The sequence below is a fragment of the Megasphaera lornae genome, assembly GCF_000214495.1.
Lineage (GTDB): Bacteria > Bacillota > Negativicutes > Veillonellales > Megasphaeraceae > Megasphaera > Megasphaera lornae.
This window is the reverse complement of record NZ_AFIJ01000038.1, coordinates 51,814-70,490: the sequence shown is the minus strand read 5'-3', so window position 1 is coordinate 70,490 and position 18,677 is coordinate 51,814. Positions and strand designations below refer to the sequence as shown.

The 18,677-nt window shown below is 47.2% G+C and carries 15 protein-coding genes and 1 pseudogene; 13 read left to right on the top strand and 3 right to left on the bottom strand.

What is annotated here, in order from left to right; translation table 11 throughout:
• Positions 1–189: 189 nt before the first annotated feature.
• Genes pdxR through HMPREF1039_RS08400 form a run of 5 tightly spaced genes read left to right on the top strand, consistent with a single transcriptional unit; the run spans position 190 to position 5,838 of the window.
• Complete coding sequence (gene pdxR / locus HMPREF1039_RS06210; RefSeq protein WP_007391548.1) at positions 190–1,593, top strand: MocR-like pyridoxine biosynthesis transcription factor PdxR; 1,404 nt, start codon at positions 190–192, stop codon at positions 1,591–1,593.
• The gene (locus tag HMPREF1039_RS06205; protein WP_007391517.1) at positions 1,586–2,851 is read left to right on the top strand and encodes a metallophosphoesterase family protein; all 1,266 of its coding nucleotides are present in this window, start codon (positions 1,586–1,588) and stop codon (positions 2,849–2,851) included. Before pdxR ends, HMPREF1039_RS06205 begins: the two co-directional genes overlap by 8 nt.
• A gap of 5 nt (positions 2,852–2,856) precedes the next feature.
• Entirely contained in the window at positions 2,857–4,494 is a 1,638-nt protein-coding gene (locus HMPREF1039_RS08410; RefSeq protein ID WP_007391554.1) for an ATP-binding protein, read from the top strand.
• Entirely contained in the window at positions 4,442–5,197 is a 756-nt protein-coding gene (locus tag HMPREF1039_RS08405; protein WP_235720038.1) for an AAA family ATPase, read from the top strand. The genes HMPREF1039_RS08410 and HMPREF1039_RS08405 overlap by 53 nt, the downstream gene beginning before the upstream one ends.
• A 47-nt stretch (positions 5,198–5,244) precedes the next feature.
• Entirely contained in the window at positions 5,245–5,838 is a 594-nt protein-coding gene (locus HMPREF1039_RS08400; protein WP_235720037.1) for an ATP-binding protein, read from the top strand.
• 240 nt (positions 5,839–6,078) lie between these two features.
• Here the strand turns inward: HMPREF1039_RS08400 and HMPREF1039_RS06185 are convergent, their stop codons facing one another.
• Positions 6,079–7,269: an amidohydrolase gene (locus HMPREF1039_RS06185; RefSeq protein WP_007391530.1), complete on the bottom strand. Its 1,191-nt coding sequence runs from the start codon at positions 7,267–7,269 to the stop codon at positions 6,079–6,081.
• 153 nt (positions 7,270–7,422) lie between these two features.
• Between HMPREF1039_RS06185 and HMPREF1039_RS06180 the strand changes: the two genes are divergently transcribed.
• From HMPREF1039_RS06180 to HMPREF1039_RS06150, 7 genes are all read left to right on the top strand, one after another.
• On the top strand, positions 7,423–9,006 hold the full coding sequence (locus HMPREF1039_RS06180; protein WP_007391606.1) for a ClC family H(+)/Cl(-) exchange transporter: 1,584 nt from the start codon (positions 7,423–7,425) through the stop codon (positions 9,004–9,006).
• Positions 9,007–9,264: 258 nt separating this feature from the next.
• Positions 9,265–9,819 (top strand): peptidoglycan-binding protein, encoded by a 555-nt coding sequence (locus tag HMPREF1039_RS06175; RefSeq protein ID WP_007391601.1) that lies wholly within the window; start codon positions 9,265–9,267, stop codon positions 9,817–9,819.
• 169 nt (positions 9,820–9,988) lie between these two features.
• Positions 9,989–11,362 carry a bifunctional UDP-N-acetylglucosamine diphosphorylase/glucosamine-1-phosphate N-acetyltransferase GlmU gene (gene glmU / locus HMPREF1039_RS06170; protein ID WP_007391600.1) on the top strand — a complete coding sequence of 458 codons (1,374 nt, stop codon included), beginning with the start codon at positions 9,989–9,991 and terminating at the stop codon, positions 11,360–11,362.
• Positions 11,363–11,436: 74 nt separating this feature from the next.
• Positions 11,437–12,402, top strand: coding sequence for a ribose-phosphate diphosphokinase (locus HMPREF1039_RS06165; protein ID WP_007391545.1), 966 nt, complete (start codon positions 11,437–11,439; stop codon positions 12,400–12,402).
• Positions 12,403–12,420: 18 nt separating this feature from the next.
• Positions 12,421–12,987, top strand: a complete 567-nt coding sequence (pth, locus tag HMPREF1039_RS06160; RefSeq protein ID WP_009381316.1) for an aminoacyl-tRNA hydrolase — start codon at positions 12,421–12,423, stop codon at positions 12,985–12,987.
• A gap of 112 nt (positions 12,988–13,099) precedes the next feature.
• Positions 13,100–14,077, top strand: a complete 978-nt coding sequence (locus HMPREF1039_RS06155; protein ID WP_007391611.1) for an MBL fold metallo-hydrolase — start codon at positions 13,100–13,102, stop codon at positions 14,075–14,077.
• 30 nt (positions 14,078–14,107) lie between these two features.
• Positions 14,108–15,040, top strand: coding sequence for an AEC family transporter (locus HMPREF1039_RS06150; protein ID WP_007391552.1), 933 nt, complete (start codon positions 14,108–14,110; stop codon positions 15,038–15,040).
• Between the two features lie 88 nt (positions 15,041–15,128).
• On the opposite strand, the gene HMPREF1039_RS06145 is transcribed toward HMPREF1039_RS06150, so the two are convergent.
• Positions 15,129–16,031, bottom strand: a complete 903-nt coding sequence (locus tag HMPREF1039_RS06145; RefSeq protein WP_007391604.1) for a hypothetical protein — start codon at positions 16,029–16,031, stop codon at positions 15,129–15,131.
• 264 nt (positions 16,032–16,295) lie between these two features.
• On the opposite strand from HMPREF1039_RS06145, the pseudogene HMPREF1039_RS06140 reads away from it, so the two are divergent.
• Positions 16,296–17,614, top strand: a pseudogene (locus tag HMPREF1039_RS06140) (gluconate:H+ symporter).
• A gap of 66 nt (positions 17,615–17,680) precedes the next feature.
• On the opposite strand, the gene HMPREF1039_RS06135 reads toward HMPREF1039_RS06140, so the two are convergent.
• Positions 17,681–18,577 (bottom strand): diacylglycerol/lipid kinase family protein, encoded by an 897-nt coding sequence (locus HMPREF1039_RS06135; protein ID WP_156210749.1) that lies wholly within the window; start codon positions 18,575–18,577, stop codon positions 17,681–17,683.
• Positions 18,578–18,677 lie beyond the last annotated feature (100 nt).

The following is an 18,677-nucleotide window of genomic DNA, read 5'->3' as shown; positions in this document are numbered from 1 at the left end:
ATAAGCTCCTTTTCAGACGAATAACTCTTTGCCATTATACTGGAATTTACATGTAAAATCAACTTATCGAATAACGAGAAAGTTAACAATAAAAAGCGGTGAAAATCATCTCTCCTTGCCTCTTTTCAGTTCCTGTGTTTTTCGTTACAATAGACACATACGTATCGACAGATAAAGGCGTGAAGCAGGATGTTACAAATTGACAAACAAGCGGGTGCCCCGTATTACGTGCAAATATATGAGTATTTTCGTTGTGAAATTGAACAAGGCCGGTTAACCGCCGGGGTGCGGTTACCGTCTGTGCGTGAATTGGCGGAACGTATTCAGGTTAGTAAAATGACGGTGGAAAAAGCGTATCGTCAGCTGGCTGCGGAAGGATATATTTTGCGGCATCATAAAGCGCGGTATGAAGTAACCTACTTGGAGCGTGCCGTCAGTCATAAATTGACGGTGGTGAACCCGGGACAGGCGCAGTGGCAAAAAAAAACATACTTATATGATTTCGGCAGCGGCGATATGGATATGGAAGGGTTTCCCTTGGGATTGTGGCGTAAATATATGAATCGGGTTTTGGCGGATCCTGTATATTTAGCCGCTTGTGATGATGAGCAGGGCGTGCCTGCATTACGTGCGGCACTAAGTAAATATATATATGAAACCCGTGGCGTGCAGGCCCGGCCGGAACATATTGTCATTGCTGCCGGCACTACGGCGTTGCTGCGGATTTTGACCACCATATTGAAGGCGGAGTATTCGGAAATTGCTGTAGAAAATCCGGGATTTCGCTTAGGGAGAGAAGTTTTCAGAAGTGCCGGATATACGATTTTTCCTGTTTCTGTGGAGCGGGGAATCTTGGATATTGATGCGTTACAGCATAGTCGGGCACAAGTATTATATATCAGCCCTTCGCATCAATTTCCGACGGGGGCGGTGATGATGGCCGATGTGCGCCATCGATTGATTGCGTGGATAAAAGAGCGAAAAGGCATTATTATTGAAGATGATTATGACAGCGAACTCCGATACTACGGCCGTCCCGTTCCGGCATTACAAGGATTGGACGGGGGAGAACATGTCGTGTATATGGGGTCCTTATCGAAAATATTGCCGTTTTTTGTGCGCGTAAGTTATATGGTGTTACCGGCGCGGTTATGGCGAGTGTACCAAGAGCATATCAGCCTATTTCGGCAAGGTGCCTCTGTTCCGGAACAATGTGTATTGGCAACCTATATTTCGACGGGGGAACTGAATCGGCAAGTACGGCGATTGAGAAAAAGTTATCAGGTTAAAGGTAATCAATTGGAAGGCCTGTTGCGACGCGCATTCGGAGATGCGGTACATGTGCGACCGGTGGTTTCCGGGGTTTATTGCCATGTACATATACGCTCGTCGAGAAGTACGCGGGAGTTGGTAGAGGCGGCGGCGCAACAAGGGTGCCGCGTATTGCCCGTACAGTTGTTTTATGAAACCCCGGCGGTAGAAGATAAGCGGGAATTTCTTTTATCGTTTACCAAAATACCCGCTTCGCGGTTGTTTGATGCAGTACAAGCCTTGTATCAAGCTTGGAATGAAAGGGGAAATAATCATGTCTGAAAGTTTACGATTTATTCAATGCGGCGATCTTCATTTAGGAAGCCCTTTTCATGATTTGGCGTTTGTGGATGAACGGTGGCGTCGCAGTATAGGCCAAGCGCCGGTGCGGGCGTTTCAAAAAATTGTGCAGTTGGCGATTGAAAAAAATGTGCATGCCGTGCTTATTACCGGCGATGTATATACGAGTCGGGAACATAATTTGACCGCTCAATTGGATTATGTACGATTATTGCATAAATTGGCACAGCACGGGATACAGGTGTTTGCAGTATTGGGAAATCATGATCCGCAAGATGCCTGGCAAGCTAAAATTCCTCTACCGGCGAATGTGCATGTATTCGGAACGGAAAAAGCGGAACGGGTGCCGCTGTGTGTGGATGGCGAGGAAGTGGCGGCGATATATGGACAAAGTTATGCCAAAGCGGAACAACGGGAAAATTTGGCAAGGAATTTTAGAAGAAGTGCTGCAGATAAATATGCTATCGGATTATTGCATACACAAGTAGGCGGCACACACTCCGCCTATGCGCCCTGCACGATACAAGATTTAAAGGAAAGCGGCATGGATTATTGGGCATTAGGTCATGTGCATAAGCGACAAATTTTACAGGAACAGCCGTATATTGTGTATGCCGGGAATCCGCAGGGATTGGATTGTACGGAAATCGGCCCGCGCGGGTGTTATTATGTGGAAGTCGGTCCGTACGGGACCGCTACGCTGACTTTTTTAGATACGAGTATTGTACGTTGGGAACAAGCGGATATTTCTTTGGACGGCTTGGAATCGGTGTCGGAATTACGCGAATCCGTTCGCTTTACTAAGGAAAAAATACGGAAAGAGATTGGGAAGCCGACGTTTTTGGACATTCATTTTATCGGTTCCGGCAGTTTATATCATGTGATTAATAATTCGGAGGCGACACAGTACTGGCTGGAAGGTTGGCGGGAAGAAGAGCGCGGAAAGTATGCCTTTGTGATGGTGGAACGTTTGCGGAATTTAGCCCGTCCTAAAATAAACCCGGCGGAACGCAGTCAATTGCCCGATACAGTAGGGGATTATTTAAATATTGCGGCGCAATTGGAAGCCTTGGACGAGGAAGAAAAAATTAAGGCTTTGCGGCAAATCTTCTTGCAACGGGGAGAAGCCGATCGCTTGGGCAATTATGGCCGAGATATTTCCGCAGCGCGCTTGTCGGAAGCTTTTGAAAAAGCCAAATGGCTGGGTATGCAGCGACTTATGGAGGATAGGAAAGGATAAATCATATGAAAATTATACAAATGAATTTAGACGATTTCGGAATCTATCATAATGTCGAATGGCAACCGCCTGAAAAAGGCCTGATTGTTATGCACGGTCGCAATGAAAGCGGTAAGACCACGTTAATGAAGTATGTCCGGTCCATGTTTTTCGGGTATGGCAGAGGTGAATGGCGCGGTTTTTTCGGACATATGGATATTCGGCGTCATAACGGTAGAGAATATCGTATTTATCGAAATGAAAAGGAATCGTATATATGTGATAGAGAAGAAATACTCCATGAAGAGCCGGCAAATCTATGGTGGCACGGCTTAGACAGACAAACCTATGATAAAATTTTTGCTATCGGCTTGGAAGATTTGCAAGGATTTAAAATTTTATCCAATGAAGAAGTGCGCAGTCATTTTTTCAGTATTGAAGGCGGCGTACGTATGGGAGTTACACGACGGGATATTTCCCGTTTGATGGGAGAACTTTTAGTAGCCTCGCCGCAGGGAAAAAAGCCGATTAATGTGTTATTGCAGGAACAGAAAGAGTTTTCGCATAAAATTCAGCAGTTATCCTATGATGAAGAGGAATTCGCGCAATTACAGGAGTGGGAAGAAAAAACCCATACGACGGAAAATCGATTGCGATTGGAGCGGGAAGAAACCCGGTTACAAATGGAAAAAGCGGCCTTATCCATTGCGGCTTGGGAAGTATATCGGCGGGAACAAGAGGCATTAAAAAAAATGCGGGAATTGGCCGATGTGGCGCAGTTTTCACAGTCGGAAGCGGAACAGTGGCAAGCGCGGGAAAAAGAAATTAAACGGTTGCAGGAAGAGGAAGCGCAGCTGCGGGAACAATGTAAAAAAGAGCCTGCATATTGTCCGGAGTGGAAACGCTGGGAAATCGGCGCCGACAAGTTGGAAGAAATATATAGTCATACGGCGGAATGGCGGCAGCAGTGTGAGGAATTGCGGCAACAGGAAGAGGCGGATCGTATACGGCGGCAGTCGTTGAAAAAAGTTATCGCTCTTTTACAGCCGTGGACCGGGGACACGATTGCGGCGGCAGTTCCGTGGGAAGAAGCTGCGGCCCTGTATAAAAAATACGAACAAGGCAGGCATGAATGGGAAACCTGGCAAGCCGGTAAGCCGAAGGCTCTTCAGCAGGTCAAAGCGTGCGGGAATGTCGCGGCGGATGCGGATACGGAAGAAAGCTGGAAAAAGCGAGATGAAGCGGTCTCGGCGTTGCAAGATATCATTCGGGAACGGGAAAAAATACAAGTGCAAATGACCTGTTTACAGGGTATACCCGCGACTTCCGGCAAAGCTGTGTTATGGGCGGGTGCAGTATGGAGTATAGTGACGATTGCGCTGGCGGGGAGCAGTATGGCGGGGGTTTTTCATTTTTCCCCGGCAATATACGGCGCGGCAATAGCGGCCGTGCTTTGTTTTCTGCAGTACGGGCGTAAACGGCGGGGGCCGAAGGCGGCGGATTTACAGCTTGCCTTGGCCGGTTTGGAAGGTCGGATGGCGGTGCTTCGGAAAGAGGCGGCCGTAGACCTTGCTGTTACGGCATCCAATGAGCAGTGGCGACAAGCGTTGGATGAAATTCGTACGGCGTATGTATATTGGCGAACGAAAGCTTCTAAAAAATGAATGGGAAAAAGAGCAACAGGCTATGTATGCCGCTTTGGTAGAAAAATGGCGACAAGAAGGGGCGGCGATTAAGACCCGCCTTGCCGACAGCGAAAAAAGTTGGGAACAATGGTGCGGAACGTACGGTTTTGTCGCGTTGCCCGTACATAAGCGGCAAGAAGCAGAACAGGCGTGGAAAACCTGGCGACGTTTAGTAACGGAACAGCAGGAGTGGCAAATAAAGAAGCAGGAAATTCAACAGCGTTTACGGCATTGGCAAGATGAAACGGAGCAATTATTTCGAGAAATCGGCATTCAACAGGAGGCGTCTTTTACCGGGGCGGTTGCCGCATATAAACAGTGGCAGGAGATTCATGTGCAGGGAGAAGTGGCGCGAGAACAGGATCGACAATTGGCGTTGCAACGGGAACAATTAATACAGTTACAAAAAAAATTGCAAGAACAAGAAGCACAACAGGAACAAGTATTGCTCCGTGCAGGCGTAAAAACTGAAGGAGAATTTCGTAGTAAAGTATTGAAATATAAGCAATTTTGTCAATATAAAGAAGTATATGAACAATCGGAGGCGCATCTTCGCTTATTGGCTAAAACGCCGCAAATATTAAAAGAATTACGCCATGAATTACAAGTCCATACGATGAAAAACTGGACAGAAGAAAAGGCGTATTATGAACGAAAAATTAAGGAAATTGAAAAAAAATAAGGGAAGTAGCGGAAAAACGGGGAAGCATTGTAGAACGTTTGAGTCAAATGGCTAAAAATGAAGAGTCCTCCCGCATTTTACAAAAGCGGCAAATACGACAAGCCGAATTGGATCAACAAGTGGACCGGTGGCTGGTGTATATGTTTGCCGAATACATGTTGGGAGAAGCGCAAGCCTATTATGAGCGAGTCCGTCAGCCCTTGGTTATTCGACAGGCGGGTACGTATTTGCAACGAATGACGGCCGGTCGCTATACGTTACAAGCCAGTTTTGACGGCAAACAGTTGTATGCGGTAGATGAATCTCAGCATCGGATTCCGGAAAAACAATGGAGCAGCGGTTTGGGAGATCAAATCTATTTGGCGATTCGGATTAGTTTAGCGGCCGCGTTTTCTAAGCAATTAGAACCGATGCCGATTATTTTGGATGATATTTTAGTGCGGTTTGATGAAGAACGCCAAAAGGAAGCATTGCGTTTTTTAGCGGAAATGGGAGAAAAGGAACAAATTTTTTTATTTACTTGTTCGCAGGCCACAAAAGAGTTGGCGCTGGCAGTGCAGCGGGAAGATACGCCAAAAAACACGCCCATACAGTTGTTTGAAATCGAAAAAGGGCGTATTCAATCTGCTGTAGGCGAGTAGCGGGCGGCGTATTGCGAACGACTAAAACCGGCCATAAAAGGAAGAGAAACCGGCGGTTTTAGAAAACGAAATACGATTCTTCCGATACTTTTCGCCAAATAAGGTAGCCGTGTAGGGTGCGGATAGAAGAAAAGAGACCTTTTCAGGTCTCTTTTCTTTATATACATATAAAAATACGATTCCGGACAGTACGTTGGCCGGGTTGTTTCTTTATCGCCGGGCATTGACGGAGCGGCGGCGTTATTTTCGGTCATGAAAATAACGGGGCAGATGAAGTACTAAGGTGAGTTGCGTAAGGCAAAGTGATTTTAAGATGTCGCTGTCCCATATAAAGAGGCGGGAGTCGATGGGCATGGGGGTTCGGGTATATATTCCCGCATCAAAGGTAAAGGCGGGAATGCGAGCGGCAATATAGGAAAAATCATCGAGCCGACGGGAATCCATAGCGGCGGACACCCGGAGATGAGGGGCATGTGTATGCCAGATTTTATGGGCTAATTTACATAAGAGGGGCGTATTTTCCAGTGGCGGTGCGAGGGGGCGATTCAGCAGACGGACAGACAGGAGAGGGGATTGTTCCCCGTCTCGGCACAAGGTTTCCATACGTTGCAAAATATGTTGACGAACTGTAGGAGAAGGGGTTCGCAGGATACCTTTCCACGTTACGGATTCCGGCAGTATGGCGGGGGAGGTGCCGCCGTCAACTTGGTTGAAGATAAGGGTATCGGCAGGTAGTTGTCGGTGCGCGGCTAAGGTATCGTAAATTTTACATACGAGTCGCGTACCGACCCATAAGGGATTTAAGGAAGGGGCGAGCGCCGTAGGCTCCCGCTTCACTGTCAGCGTAATTTCATCTCCGCAGGGGGAGATGTGTCCCGCCCGAAAGGCTACGGTTTCCAACGGCAGATTGCCGTTCCAATGGCAGGTAAGCGCCATGTCCGGACGGGGGGCATGCAGGATGCCGGCGTCGATCATTTCCGCTGCTTTGCCGGTTGCGGACACTGCCGGTTCAAAGACCAAACGAACGGTTCCCTGTACTGTTTGTCGATGTTTACAAAGAATTTTGGCAATACCCAGCAGCACGGCAGTTTCTCCGTCATGACCGGCGGCGTGCATCAAGCCTTCTGTTAAAGACGCATAGGCACAAGGGTGGGTTTCTTTAATCCGCTGCGCATCTATTGCGGCGCGTAACAAGAGAAGCGGTCCGGGAAGTGCTCCGTGAATGAGGCCTGTTACACCGGTTCCGGCAATGATTTTTACTTCCTGTACACCCATGAGAGAGAGTTCTTGAAAGACGGTTTTACAAGTGTCGAATTCCCGGCCGCCCGGTTCGGGATGGGCATGGAAATATTCTCTCATTTCCATGATATAGGGAAGCATTTGACGTACGGCTTCGGAAATAGAAAAAGGAATAGAATTGGGTGGGTTCATATATACCCTCCTTTATGCGGAAAAATATTATAGATGTATTATATAATAATTCTCTTATAGATAGGGCGTTTCCTTTAAAAAAAGTAAAATATATGCTTCACAAGAAAACCTATGCTATAATGACCTCAGTATAGTACGAGGAGTGAAAAGACTATGCAAGTGAATAAACAATTAATTTCGGCGATTGAAGTATTGAGTCATTGGCCGCGGTTTCGATTGCGGTTATTTTTAGAAGGCATTTTTGTGGGTATCGCCTCGGGAAGCATTATCAGTTTATTTAGATTTTTATTGGAACACGGCACAATATATCGGGAATATTTGTATGCGCATGTATTAATAAACGGTTCATTGGGGATCAATGTCGTCTGGTTCATGGGGTTGTTGGGAGCGGCGGGGCTGCTTTGGCGGTTAGGCGTATATGAGCCGAATGCCGGCGGCAGCGGGATTCCGCAGGTAAAAGGCGTGATTTTAGGGGCCGTGCGCATGCGCTGGTTTCGTATTCTGTGGGTAAAACTGGTGAGCGGCATTGTGGGTATCGGCTTGGGGTTGTCATTAGGACGGGAAGGCCCGTCCATTCAAATCGGCGCCGTGGCGGCACAAGGATTGAGTCGCGGGTTACGACGCACGCGTATGGAAGAACGATATTTGATCACGGCCGGGGCCAGTGCCGGCTTGGCGGCCGCGTTTAATGCGCCTTTGGCCGGCGTCGTATTTGCACTGGAGGAATTGCATCGCAACTTTTCCGGCGCCGTATTGGCTCCGGCAATGGCCGCCGCTTTATTGTCGACCGCCGTATGTCGGTTGGTGTTCGGGAGAGAAACCATTTTTCATTTCGGCACCTTACCGGTGTTACCCTTGTCCTATATTTGGATCGCCGTAATTTTAGGAGTTATTATCGGAATAGGAGGCCGGATTTTTAATGCCTGTCTTTTAAATACGCATCTTTTTTATGAATTGCCTATCTTTCGCAATGGGTACATGCGCATTGCATTTGCGCTTTGTACGGCCGGTGTTTTGGGCTATGTGTTTCCGCAAGTCTTGGGGGGCGGTAATGAGTTGATTAATCAGCTGCACGCGATGCCCTTATCACTACAGTTGTTTGTTGCGTTACTGGCAGTTAAATTATTGTTTACTTTAGTCAGCTACGGATGCGGTGTGCCGGGGGGATTTTTTCTTCCCATGTTGGTTTTGGGGGCATTGATGGGCGGTGTGACCGGTATTATTTTTATTCATTTCGGCATCATTTCTTCCTACTATTTTTCGAACATTATTGTCATTTCCATGGCGGCTTTTTTTGCAGCTTCCGTACAGTCCCCCATTACGGGCACAATTTTGATTATGGAAATGACCGGTTCATACGAACATTTATTGGTGTTGTGTACAGCTTCGATGGTCGCCTTGGTGGTGTCGCAAGTATTAAAGGGAGAACCCATTTATGATACGTTGTTACATCGTTCTTTAGCAAAAAGCAAGCCGGAGATTCCCCCTTCCGAGCGGCGCAATTTGATGGAATTAACGGTGGCCAGCGGTAGTCCCGTAGACGGCAAGTATATTCGTCGTATTGCCTGGCCGAAGCATGTCGTACTGATTGACATTAAACGCAGCAGCGGCGAAGTATTGCCTGATTTTGATACGCGCTTGTATGCGGGAGACTATATTTATGTGTTGACAGATTCTGTGGAAGCGGCGGAAAATATTCGCAACTTAGTAGAGTTATCGGAACCTAAAAATGCATAATAATTATAAAAAATAATAGCTGGTCATAATAAAATAAAATAAAATACTGAAAATAAGCGGAGCATATAGCTTCGAACGAAATAGAAAATGGAATAAAAACATAAAAATAAACGCATAAAAAGCCAAAATTTTGACTTATCCGCCGATCTTTGGTATAATCCGACTTGTAACATTTACTTATGTCAATAATCATTCGGAATATACTATACTTTGTAGTGAGGTGGTTTTTTGAGGAAACGTATATTGCTTCTATTTACCATGGTTTTTGTTTTTGCCTGTTCGTCTTTAGTCTGTGCGAATATGGAAATGGGCATGAGCGGGGCGGCCGTACAGCGATTACAATATATGCTGATTGATGCCGGGTATTTATCGGACGGTGCCGACGGCGTATTCGGTGCGGCAACGCGGGATGCGGTGACGCGGTTCCAAGCGGCCAAAGGATTGGATGCCGATGGGGTTGTAGGTACGCGTACGTTAACAGCATTGGCGGAAACCGGTAAAAAGAAAACAAACAATTCGGCACAAAATATATGGGGAAAACGACGTATGATCATGCATGCTACGGCATATTCGGCGCAAGACCCGGGAAATACGGGAATTACAGCGCGCGGGCATCGATTGAAACGCGGTATTGTCTCTGTGGATCCTTCTATTATTCCGTTGGGGACTAAATTATATATTGAAGGATACGGGTATGCGGTTGCGGATGATACGGGCGGCGCCATAGTAGGAAAACGAATTGATTTGGGGATGGATTCGAATCGGGAAGCACTGCGGTTCGGTCGTCGCAATGTAGTGGTACACGTGTTATAAGCTATATACAGGAAACGTATGGATTCGGAAAATAAAAAGAAGGGGAGCGGCATACGCTCCTTCTTTTTATTTTCCGGCAAGAGAAAGTTTTTGGAAATATATGTATTTTCTTTGCTGTTTGTGTTATCCTAAAAAGGAATAGTTGATAAATTCAGGGAGGCAGTACTGAATGAATAAAATAGTGGCACTGATTTTAGCGGCAGGAAAAGGTACGCGGATGAAATCAAAACTTCCGAAAGTATTACATAAAGTCGGCGGAGTTCCGATGGTGGGACACGTCCTGCAGGCTGTAAAAGAGGCGGGCACGGAGCGGCAAATTGTAGTCACCGGATTTGGCGGGGAAGCGGTTGTCTCGTATCTTGCACAGCAGGCGGAAACGGTAGTGCAAACGGAACAATTGGGCACCGGGCATGCCGTGTTACAGGCGGAATCTTTGTTGCCGAACACTACGGGCGTATTGTTGGTAACGTGCGGCGATACACCGCTGATACAGGCGTCTACTTTTCGACGGTTATTGGCATATCATGAGGAGACGCAGGCGGCGGCAACTATTTTAACGACGAATATGCCGGATCCGACAGGCTATGGAAGAATTATTCGGAATGCCGACGGACAAGTCATTAAAATCGTAGAGCAAAAGGACGGGTTACCGGAAGAATTGGCCGTGACCGAAGTCAATGCCGGCATATATTGCTTCAACTTGCCTATGTTATGGCCGTTACTGCATACGATAACGAATCATAATGCCCAGGGTGAATATTATTTGACGGATGTAATTTCTTTACTGGTGGCAAGCGGGGCGAAAGTCGGGGCATTTGCGGCGGCGGATTATGAAGAAACGATGGGCGTTAATTCCCGTATCCAGTTGGCGCAAGCGGAAAAAGTCCTGCGGCGGCGAACCTTGCAGCGGCTGATGGAAAACGGGGTAACCGTCATCGATCCGGATACTACGTATGTGGATGCGGGAGTCCGGATCGGGCCCGATACGGTGTTGTATCCCGGGACCGTACTGGAAGGCGAAACGCGTATTGGGGAAAATTGTCAAGTAGGGCCGTATGTGCGGTTAACGAATGTACATATGGGGAACGACAATCACTTGCAGTTTACGTATGCGCACGATTGTGAAATCGGCAATGCGTGTGAAGTGGGACCGTTTGCACATTTTCGCCCGCAAACGGTTATCGGCAACCACGTGAAAGTGGGAAACTATATGGAAGTTAAAAATTCGCATATCGGTGATGGCGCGAAGTTGCCGCATTTAAGTTATATAGGGGACAGCGATGTGGGCGCGAATGTCAATATAGGGTGCGGTACTATTACTGTTAATTTTGACGGACGTGTAAAACATCGTACCGTTATCGGCGAGCATGCGTTTGTCGGGTGTAACAGTAATTTAGTGGCACCTGTAAACGTAGGCGCGTATGCCTTTGTCGCGGCCGGCTCCACGATTACCGAAGATGTCCCGCCGAAGGCTTTGAGTATCGGCAGAAAGCGGCAAAAAAATATTGCCGCTTGGGTTACGGAGGCTACGTATAAAAAGTAGGGCAGCGGCGTCAGTATAAATTGAGGTAGTGCAGCAAGCGTTTTTTATTACCGGATCAAGTAGGGAGGCTCATCATGAGTAACGAAGACGGAAAAAAGTTGAAAATTTTTACAGGTAATGCCAATCCGCAGTTGGCAAAAGAAATTGCGGATTGTTTGGATTTGGAACTGGGAAAAGCCTTTGTCGGGAAGTTTAATAACGGCGAAATTCAAGTGATGATTGATGAAAGCGTTCGCGGCAAGGATGTGTTTGTTATTCAGCCGACCTGTCAACCGGCAAATGATACGTTGATGGAACTCTTGATTATGGCGGATGCCTTAAAGCGCGCTTCGGCAAAACATATTACGGCGGTAGTCCCGTATTACGGCTATGCGCGGCAAGACAGAAAAACGCGGGGACGGGAACCGATTACGTCCAAGCTGGTGGCGGATTTAATGACCACTGCCGGCATTACGCGGTTAGTGACGATGGATTTACATGCCGGACAAATTCAAGGATTTTTTGATGTACCGGTGGATCATTTGGGTTCCGCTTCTATTATGGCAAAATATTTACAACAAAAAGTGGAAGCGCACGAATTGGAAAATATTGTCGTGGTTTCTCCCGACTTGGGCGGCGTAACGCGAGCCAGAGATTTGGCCGATCGACTGAATGCCCCCATTGCGATTATAGAAAAAAGACGTCCCCGTCCGGGAGTGGCGGAAGTCATGAACGTCATTGGCGATATAAAAGGAAAAACCTGTATTATTATTGACGATATTGTGGACACGGCGGGATCGTTGTGCGGCGGCGCCAAAGCCTTGAAAGAGTTGGGCGCTTCTTGCGTTATTGCCGCTTGTGCACATGCCGTATTGACGGACCCGGCAGTGGAACGGATTAAAAATTCCGTTATTTCGGAACTCATTATTACCAATACGATTCCGTTACCGGAAGATAAGAAGATTGATAAAATCAAGGTTTTATCGGTGGCTCCCTTGTTGGGAGAAGCTATTACCCGTATTTTCAGGGAAGTTTCCGTGAGTGAATTATTTGATAAATAAGGCAGGGTCGCAGTGCATATGATAGTAGGACTGGGGAATCCCGGTCGAGAATATGAAAACACGAAGCATAATACCGGATTTATGACGGTAGATGCGTTAGCCGCCGATATGGGCGCTGACCGATGGCAGCAAAAAATGGCGGCCTTAGTGGCTTCCGTTTCTTTTCGCGGCGAAACGATTTTACTGGTAAAACCGCAAACGTATATGAATGACAGCGGACGTGCCGTAGGGCCTTTAATGCGTTGGTATAAATTGGCGGAGCCGCAAGTGTATATCGTCTATGACGATATGGATTTGCCGGTCGGACGGCTGCGGATTCGAAAAAGCGGCAGTGACGGCGGACATAATGGGATTAAAAGCATTTTTGCAAACGGGTGCACGGAGTTTATTCGCTTTCGCATCGGCATAGGCAGACCGTTACCGCAATGGTCGGTAGTCGATCATGTACTGGCGCCGTTTACGCCGGATGTATTGCCCGCATTTCAGGAAGGCGTGGCTGCGGCGGTAGCGGCGATTAAAGGATGTTTGGAATTGGGCGTGGATAAAGGCATGAATCGTTTCAATCCGAAAAAAAAGCGGGAATAATCGGAGATATACAATTAAGGAGGCTGTTTGTAATCGTAACGCATTACAAACAGCCTTGTATTATGCTGTCCGGAGACGGGGCGAAACCGGCGGCGTAAAGGGGAGGGAAGAGATGATTGAGAAATTACATGCAAAACCGGATATTTACCGAATAGAAGTGACGTTGCCGCATAATCCGCTGCAGTACTTGAATTCATATGTTATTAAAGGAAAAACGCGGAATTTAGTAATTGATACAGGCTTTAATTTACCTATTTGCCGCAGCGATTTATGCGGCGGCTTACAAGCCTTGCAGGTGGATTTACGACGAACGGATTTGTTTTTGACACACCTTCATGCGGCTCATACCGGTTTGGTGCATCTTTTTTCACAGGCCGGTTGTCCGATTTATATGCAGGGGGACGATTATGACTTTTTAGCGGCGGCCGAGTCGGGGGAAGTATGGCGGAACGCGGAAGTGCGATTTATGCGGGAAGGGATGCCGGCGACGGATATACAAACGCAATTTTCCAATTATGCACGCGCGTATTCACCCCGTGTCGATTTCCGTGTGCACCGGGTACATCACGGACAGCGGCTGCGGTTGGCGGATGAGGAGTGGTATGTTATTCATACGCCCGGCCATACGAAGGGGCAATGTTGCTTATATTTACCGCAACAGGAGATTCTCTTTACAAGCGATCATATTTTATTTGATATTACGCCTAATATTCAGATTTGGTCCAATATGAGCAATGCCTTGGAAGAATATCTTAAAAGCTTACAAGCCCTTCGGGATCTGCCGGTAGCGGCGGCCTTACCGGGCCATCGGAAAGGAAGAGCGTCGATTAAAGAACGTATTCAGGAATTACGCCGTCACCATGGGCAACGATTGGAAGAAGTGATGCGGCTTATTCGCCTGTATCCGGGAAGTACGGCCTTTGATATTGCCGGGCAAATGGCCTGGTCCATGCGGGGCTTGTCCTGGTCGGCTTTTCCGCCGACCCAAAAATGGTTTGCGTTGGGAGAAGCGTTGGCACATATCGAGTATTTGGTACAACACGGGGAAATCAGGAAAATAAAAGATAGCCGGCAATATCGTTATGAATAACTTTTTATAAGAAAGGACGGAGGAAAGAGAATGGCTGTCAGCCTTATTTTATTAGTGGCAATTATAAAATTGTTTCTTATTCTCCTTATGGGATTTTGTTTAATCAAAACAAGAAAATTGACCCCCGCGGCCGGGCATGTATTATCTGTGTTGCTGGTATATATTATTTTGCCCTGCGTCATTATTCATTCCTTTCAACTGCATGCTTCTCCGGCGGTGGAAAAGGGGCTCTTTTTTGCGTTTATTGCGGCCGTAGGGGTGCATATTATTTTTATTCTGTTTACGGCCGTTTTGCGTAAACCGTTGCAGTTGCAGGTCGTGGAACAGGCGTCTTTAATTTATACGAATGCGGGCATTCTGGTCTTTCCGTTGGTAACGGAAATTTTAGGGCCTCAATATGTTATTTATCCCTGTACGTATATGGCGGTGCAATTGTTGTTATTATGGACGCACGGCAGTTATTTAATGAGCGGCAGCGGCGCCATTAATATTCGCGGGATTATTACGAACATCAATATTATTGCTATTGTTATCGGGGCGATTTTATTTCTTATGAAGATACATATTCCGGCAGTTATTGATGACACCATGAACATGGTAGGTTCTACGATCGGTCCTGTGGGAATGTTGATTACGGGAATTGCCATTGCAGAAAAGAACATAAAGACCGTTTTTTTGAACCTTCGGAATTATAAGCAGGCTTTATGGCGATTATTGGTATACCCGGCCGTATTAATTGTGATTTTTGCGGCGGTCCATGCGACGTCGTATGTGCCGGACGGGAAACATATTTTAATGACCGTATTTATTGCCTCTATTACGCCGGCCGCCGCAGTCGTGACCTCGTTGGCGGAATTTTATCGGCAAGATGCGCCGTATGCGGCCGAGCTTTGCGTCGTATCGACCGTATTGGCGTTGGTTACCATGCCGTGTATGCTGTTTATATTCGATACGGTGGTGTAAGCGACGTATGTCATCATACAAAACCGCCTCGGGCGTGAACTTCCGCAGTGCACGCCCGAGGCGGTTTTATTTGCCGGAAATATGGGGGTTAGATAATACCGGTGCCGTCAAAGAGGGGAATAAAATTTTTATCGGCACTGGCTTTTTCTTGTACAAATCCGTCTTCAATGCCGCTGTCGAACAAATATTGCTCCGCTTTTTTATATTCCCTTGCCGATAGCAGGCGGTTGATTTCCGGATACCGGGCGGCTTGCCCGCAGGGGACATATTGGCGCATTAAGCTGAATAACACTTGATTGGGAGCAAACGTCTTTCGCACCCAATCAATCACGGCATACGTGTTTTTTAACAGGCCCGGAAGTACGAGGTGCCGAATAATTACGCCTTTTTGCAGGATGCCGCGACTATCCGCCTGATAGGCGCCTACCTGTTCATACATGGCGAGAATGGCCTGCTGCGCGATTTCGGGATAATTTTCGGCATCACTGTAACGCGCGGCGGCTTGCGTATCCATGTATTTAAAATCGGGAATATAGATTTGGATTTTCCCTTTTAATTCATGAATGGTCTCTACGCTTTCATAGCCGCCGCAATTGTATACCACCGGCACGGGGAGCGGCGTTTGCAAACTGTCAAGAATCGCTTTTTTATAGGGCGTAGGAGTGACGAGATTAATATTATGCGCGCCTTGGCGGATGAGAGTCTGATAAATGCGTCGCAACTGAAGCGGCGATACGGGAAAGCCGTAGCCGTCTTGCGAAATGCGCGAATTTTGACAAAAACAACAGCGCAGATTACAGCCTGTAAAAAATATCGTTCCCGAACCGCGTGTACCGCTGATACACGGTTCTTCCCAATAATGCAGGGCGGCGCGGGCGGCAAGCGGTTCCGACGGACAGTGACAATACCCCGGCAGCTGTTTTCCGGGAAGCGGCGTCGTGCTGCGGGCGACCCGGCAGTGACGGGGACAATCGTTACAAATATATGGCATGAAGACACTCCTTTCCGCATTATTATAGTATAACCGACAGGGAATTGTATAGCGGATACACAGTGTCGGACGATGATTTTCGCAATTTTTATAAAGTATTTTTGCAGATGTATACTAAAGTATTTACACAGAGACCGGGAATTTGTATAATACAACTAAATGAATAAAACGTATCATTGATTCAGGAAGTAAAATGATTGCTTTATATCATCAGTATAGTTTTGTACTGTCTATTCCGGGCAGTATAGAAGAGGAGGAGAAAGTATGCCGTTATTTATCTTGGCAATTGGTATTATTGTTTTATTTTTTTGATTGTCAAAGTAAAGCTGAACAGTTTTTTGGCTTTGTTGATTGTGGCCGGCTTTGTCGGCTTGGCCGAAGGCCTGCCCATTGTAAAACTGATTCCGACGATTGAAAAAGGGTTGGGCGGAACCTTGGGAGGCTTGGCGATTGTCGTTTCTTTCGGCGCTATTTTGGGAAAACTTATGGCGGAAAGCGGGGGCGCACAACGTATTGCCATGACGCTCATCCGGCTTTTCGGCGCCAAAAATGTCAAGTGGGCCGTATGCCTGACCGGATTTATTGTGGGCATCGCCCTGTTTTATGAAATCGGCTTTGTATTGCTGATTCCGATTGTCTTTACGATTGCGGCGGCCGCCGGGGTGCCTCTGTTGGAAGCCGGCATTCCGATGGCGGCTGCCTTATCGGTGACGCACGGATTTTTACCGCCCCATCCGGGACCTACGGCGATTTCCGTTATTTATAATGCCGACATCGGCAAAACCTTGATTTACGGCTTAATTATTGCCGTACCGACCGCCATTGTAGCCGGCCCGTTGTTTTATAAAACCATTACGCATATTAAAGCGGAAATGCCGGAACATTTATTTAAACCCAAGGTCTTTACGGAAGAAGAAATGCCCGGCTTTGCCGTCAGTATTATTACGGCGTTGATTCCTGTCGTATTAATGGCGTTATCGGCCGTTACCAAGATGACCTTGTCGCCGGAAACGGTCACCTATCAGGTATTGACCTTCTTGGGAACGCCGGACATTGCGTTGACGATTTCGATTATTGTGGCGTTTTATACGTTCGGCATACAACGCGGCAAAACGATGAAAGAAGTAATGACTACGGCACAGGATGCGATTCTGGCAGTAGCCATGATCTTATTGATTGTCGGCGGCGGCGGTGCGTTGAAACAAATTTTAATTGATAGCGGGGTCGGTACGTACATCGGCACGATTGCTTCCCATTCCGGGTTATCGCCCTTATTATTGGCGTGGTTTGTAGCCGCCGTTATTCGTATTTCCTGCGGCTCCGCTACGGTAGCGGCGTTAACGGCCGGCGGCATTGCGGCTCCGGTCGTGGCGGTTACCGGCGTGAGTCCCGAGTTGATGGTGCTGGCAACCGGTGCGGGCAGTTTGATTTTCAGCCCGCCGAATGATCCCGGTTTTTGGTTATTTAAAGAGTTCTTCGGCTTGACGGTCAAAAACACGATGCGCACCTGGTGCGTATTGGAAACGATTATTTCCGTCATGGGATTAGTCGGTGTACTGCTTATTTCGTTAGTTATTTCGTAAGAAACATAAAAAAATCGGTTCCCGTATTCACCATGCGGAACCGATTTTTTTGTTTGCATAGCAGGATTATTGAGGAATATAGACAGAAAGAAAGGAAGGCAGTACTTCTAAATCCAAGGGGAAGGAAGGGCCTTCATCGCCGTCCATATTGGTGGTTAACGGCGTATCGTCCAGTAACGTTATGCGGGCTCGGGTTAAGGTCATTAAGGTCATATATTCTCCGCTCAGCTGGGTACCCGAAAGAAATTCGGGCACCATTTTCAAGACATCCAGATAGGTAAAATCTTTAAAGACGGATAACCATATTTTGCCGTCATCCACCTTGGCCCGGGGGGCAATATTGCGGAAGCCGCCGACCGAATTGGTTAGCATGGCGACCACTAAAGGGGAACGATAAATGAGCTCTTCATTTTCCGTTTCAATCTTAAATAACGAAGGTGCATGCGTTTGAAAGGCTTTAATACCGGTTAAAAAATAAGCCAACGGGCCTAAGCGCGTTTTTTGTTCAATGGATACATGACCGACGGCATGCGGTAATACGCCCGCCGCAATGGTGTTGATAAAGTAGCGATCGTTTGCCCGACCTATATCGACCGGTACCGGTTTGCAGCGCGGTAAAAGCGCAATGGCTTCTTCCGGATGCAAGGGAATATGTAAGGCGCGTGCTAAATCATTAATCGTACCTAACGGAATAAAGCCGAAGGGAATGGGCCGTTTCGCATGTGCCAGGCCGTTGACGGTTTCATTTAAGGTACCGTCGCCGCCCATACAAAATAAGGAATCAAAGCCGGATACACAAGCTTCGGCAGCCCAGTCGGTAGCATCGCCGCTTTGACGCGTTTCGCGTAATTCGACATAGTCAAACATGGTTTCCAAGCGGTTTTTCAGGTTTTGCTTATGATATTTTGCACGTTCGCGTCCGGATGAGGGATTTACTATTAAAAGACACCGATTCACAGTCATTCTCTCCTTACTTGTTTAAAATACAGGTACTATTATTATAGACAGAAGCAAGAAATTCGTGAAGACTTTCTGTAAAAAAAATGAAAAAAAACACCCGTAT

What these genes read in the sequence shown, in the direction of transcription:
- pdxR (WP_007391548.1), top strand. Translation starts at nt 190, where the DNA reads ATGTTACAAATTGACAAACAAGCGGGTGCCCCGTATTACGTGCAAATA.
- HMPREF1039_RS06205 (WP_007391517.1), top strand. Translation starts at nt 1,586, where the DNA reads ATGTCTGAAAGTTTACGATTTATTCAATGCGGCGATCTTCATTTAGGA.
- HMPREF1039_RS08410 (WP_007391554.1), top strand. Translation starts at nt 2,857, where the DNA reads ATGAAAATTATACAAATGAATTTAGACGATTTCGGAATCTATCATAAT.
- HMPREF1039_RS08405 (WP_235720038.1), top strand. Translation starts at nt 4,442, where the DNA reads ATGAAATTCGTACGGCGTATGTATATTGGCGAACGAAAGCTTCTAAAA.
- HMPREF1039_RS08400 (WP_235720037.1), top strand. Translation starts at nt 5,245, where the DNA reads ATGGCTAAAAATGAAGAGTCCTCCCGCATTTTACAAAAGCGGCAAATA.
- HMPREF1039_RS06185 (WP_007391530.1), bottom strand. Translation starts at nt 7,269, where the DNA reads ATGAACCCACCCAATTCTATTCCTTTTTCTATTTCCGAAGCCGTACGT.
- HMPREF1039_RS06180 (WP_007391606.1), top strand. Translation starts at nt 7,423, where the DNA reads ATGCAAGTGAATAAACAATTAATTTCGGCGATTGAAGTATTGAGTCAT.
- HMPREF1039_RS06175 (WP_007391601.1), top strand. Translation starts at nt 9,265, where the DNA reads ATGGTTTTTGTTTTTGCCTGTTCGTCTTTAGTCTGTGCGAATATGGAA.
- glmU (WP_007391600.1), top strand. Translation starts at nt 9,989, where the DNA reads ATGAATAAAATAGTGGCACTGATTTTAGCGGCAGGAAAAGGTACGCGG.
- HMPREF1039_RS06165 (WP_007391545.1), top strand. Translation starts at nt 11,437, where the DNA reads ATGAGTAACGAAGACGGAAAAAAGTTGAAAATTTTTACAGGTAATGCC.
- pth (WP_009381316.1), top strand. Translation starts at nt 12,421, where the DNA reads ATGATAGTAGGACTGGGGAATCCCGGTCGAGAATATGAAAACACGAAG.
- HMPREF1039_RS06155 (WP_007391611.1), top strand. Translation starts at nt 13,100, where the DNA reads ATGATTGAGAAATTACATGCAAAACCGGATATTTACCGAATAGAAGTG.
- HMPREF1039_RS06150 (WP_007391552.1), top strand. Translation starts at nt 14,108, where the DNA reads ATGGCTGTCAGCCTTATTTTATTAGTGGCAATTATAAAATTGTTTCTT.
- HMPREF1039_RS06145 (WP_007391604.1), bottom strand. Translation starts at nt 16,031, where the DNA reads ATGCCATATATTTGTAACGATTGTCCCCGTCACTGCCGGGTCGCCCGC.
- HMPREF1039_RS06135 (WP_156210749.1), bottom strand. Translation starts at nt 18,577, where the DNA reads ATGACTGTGAATCGGTGTCTTTTAATAGTAAATCCCTCATCCGGACGC.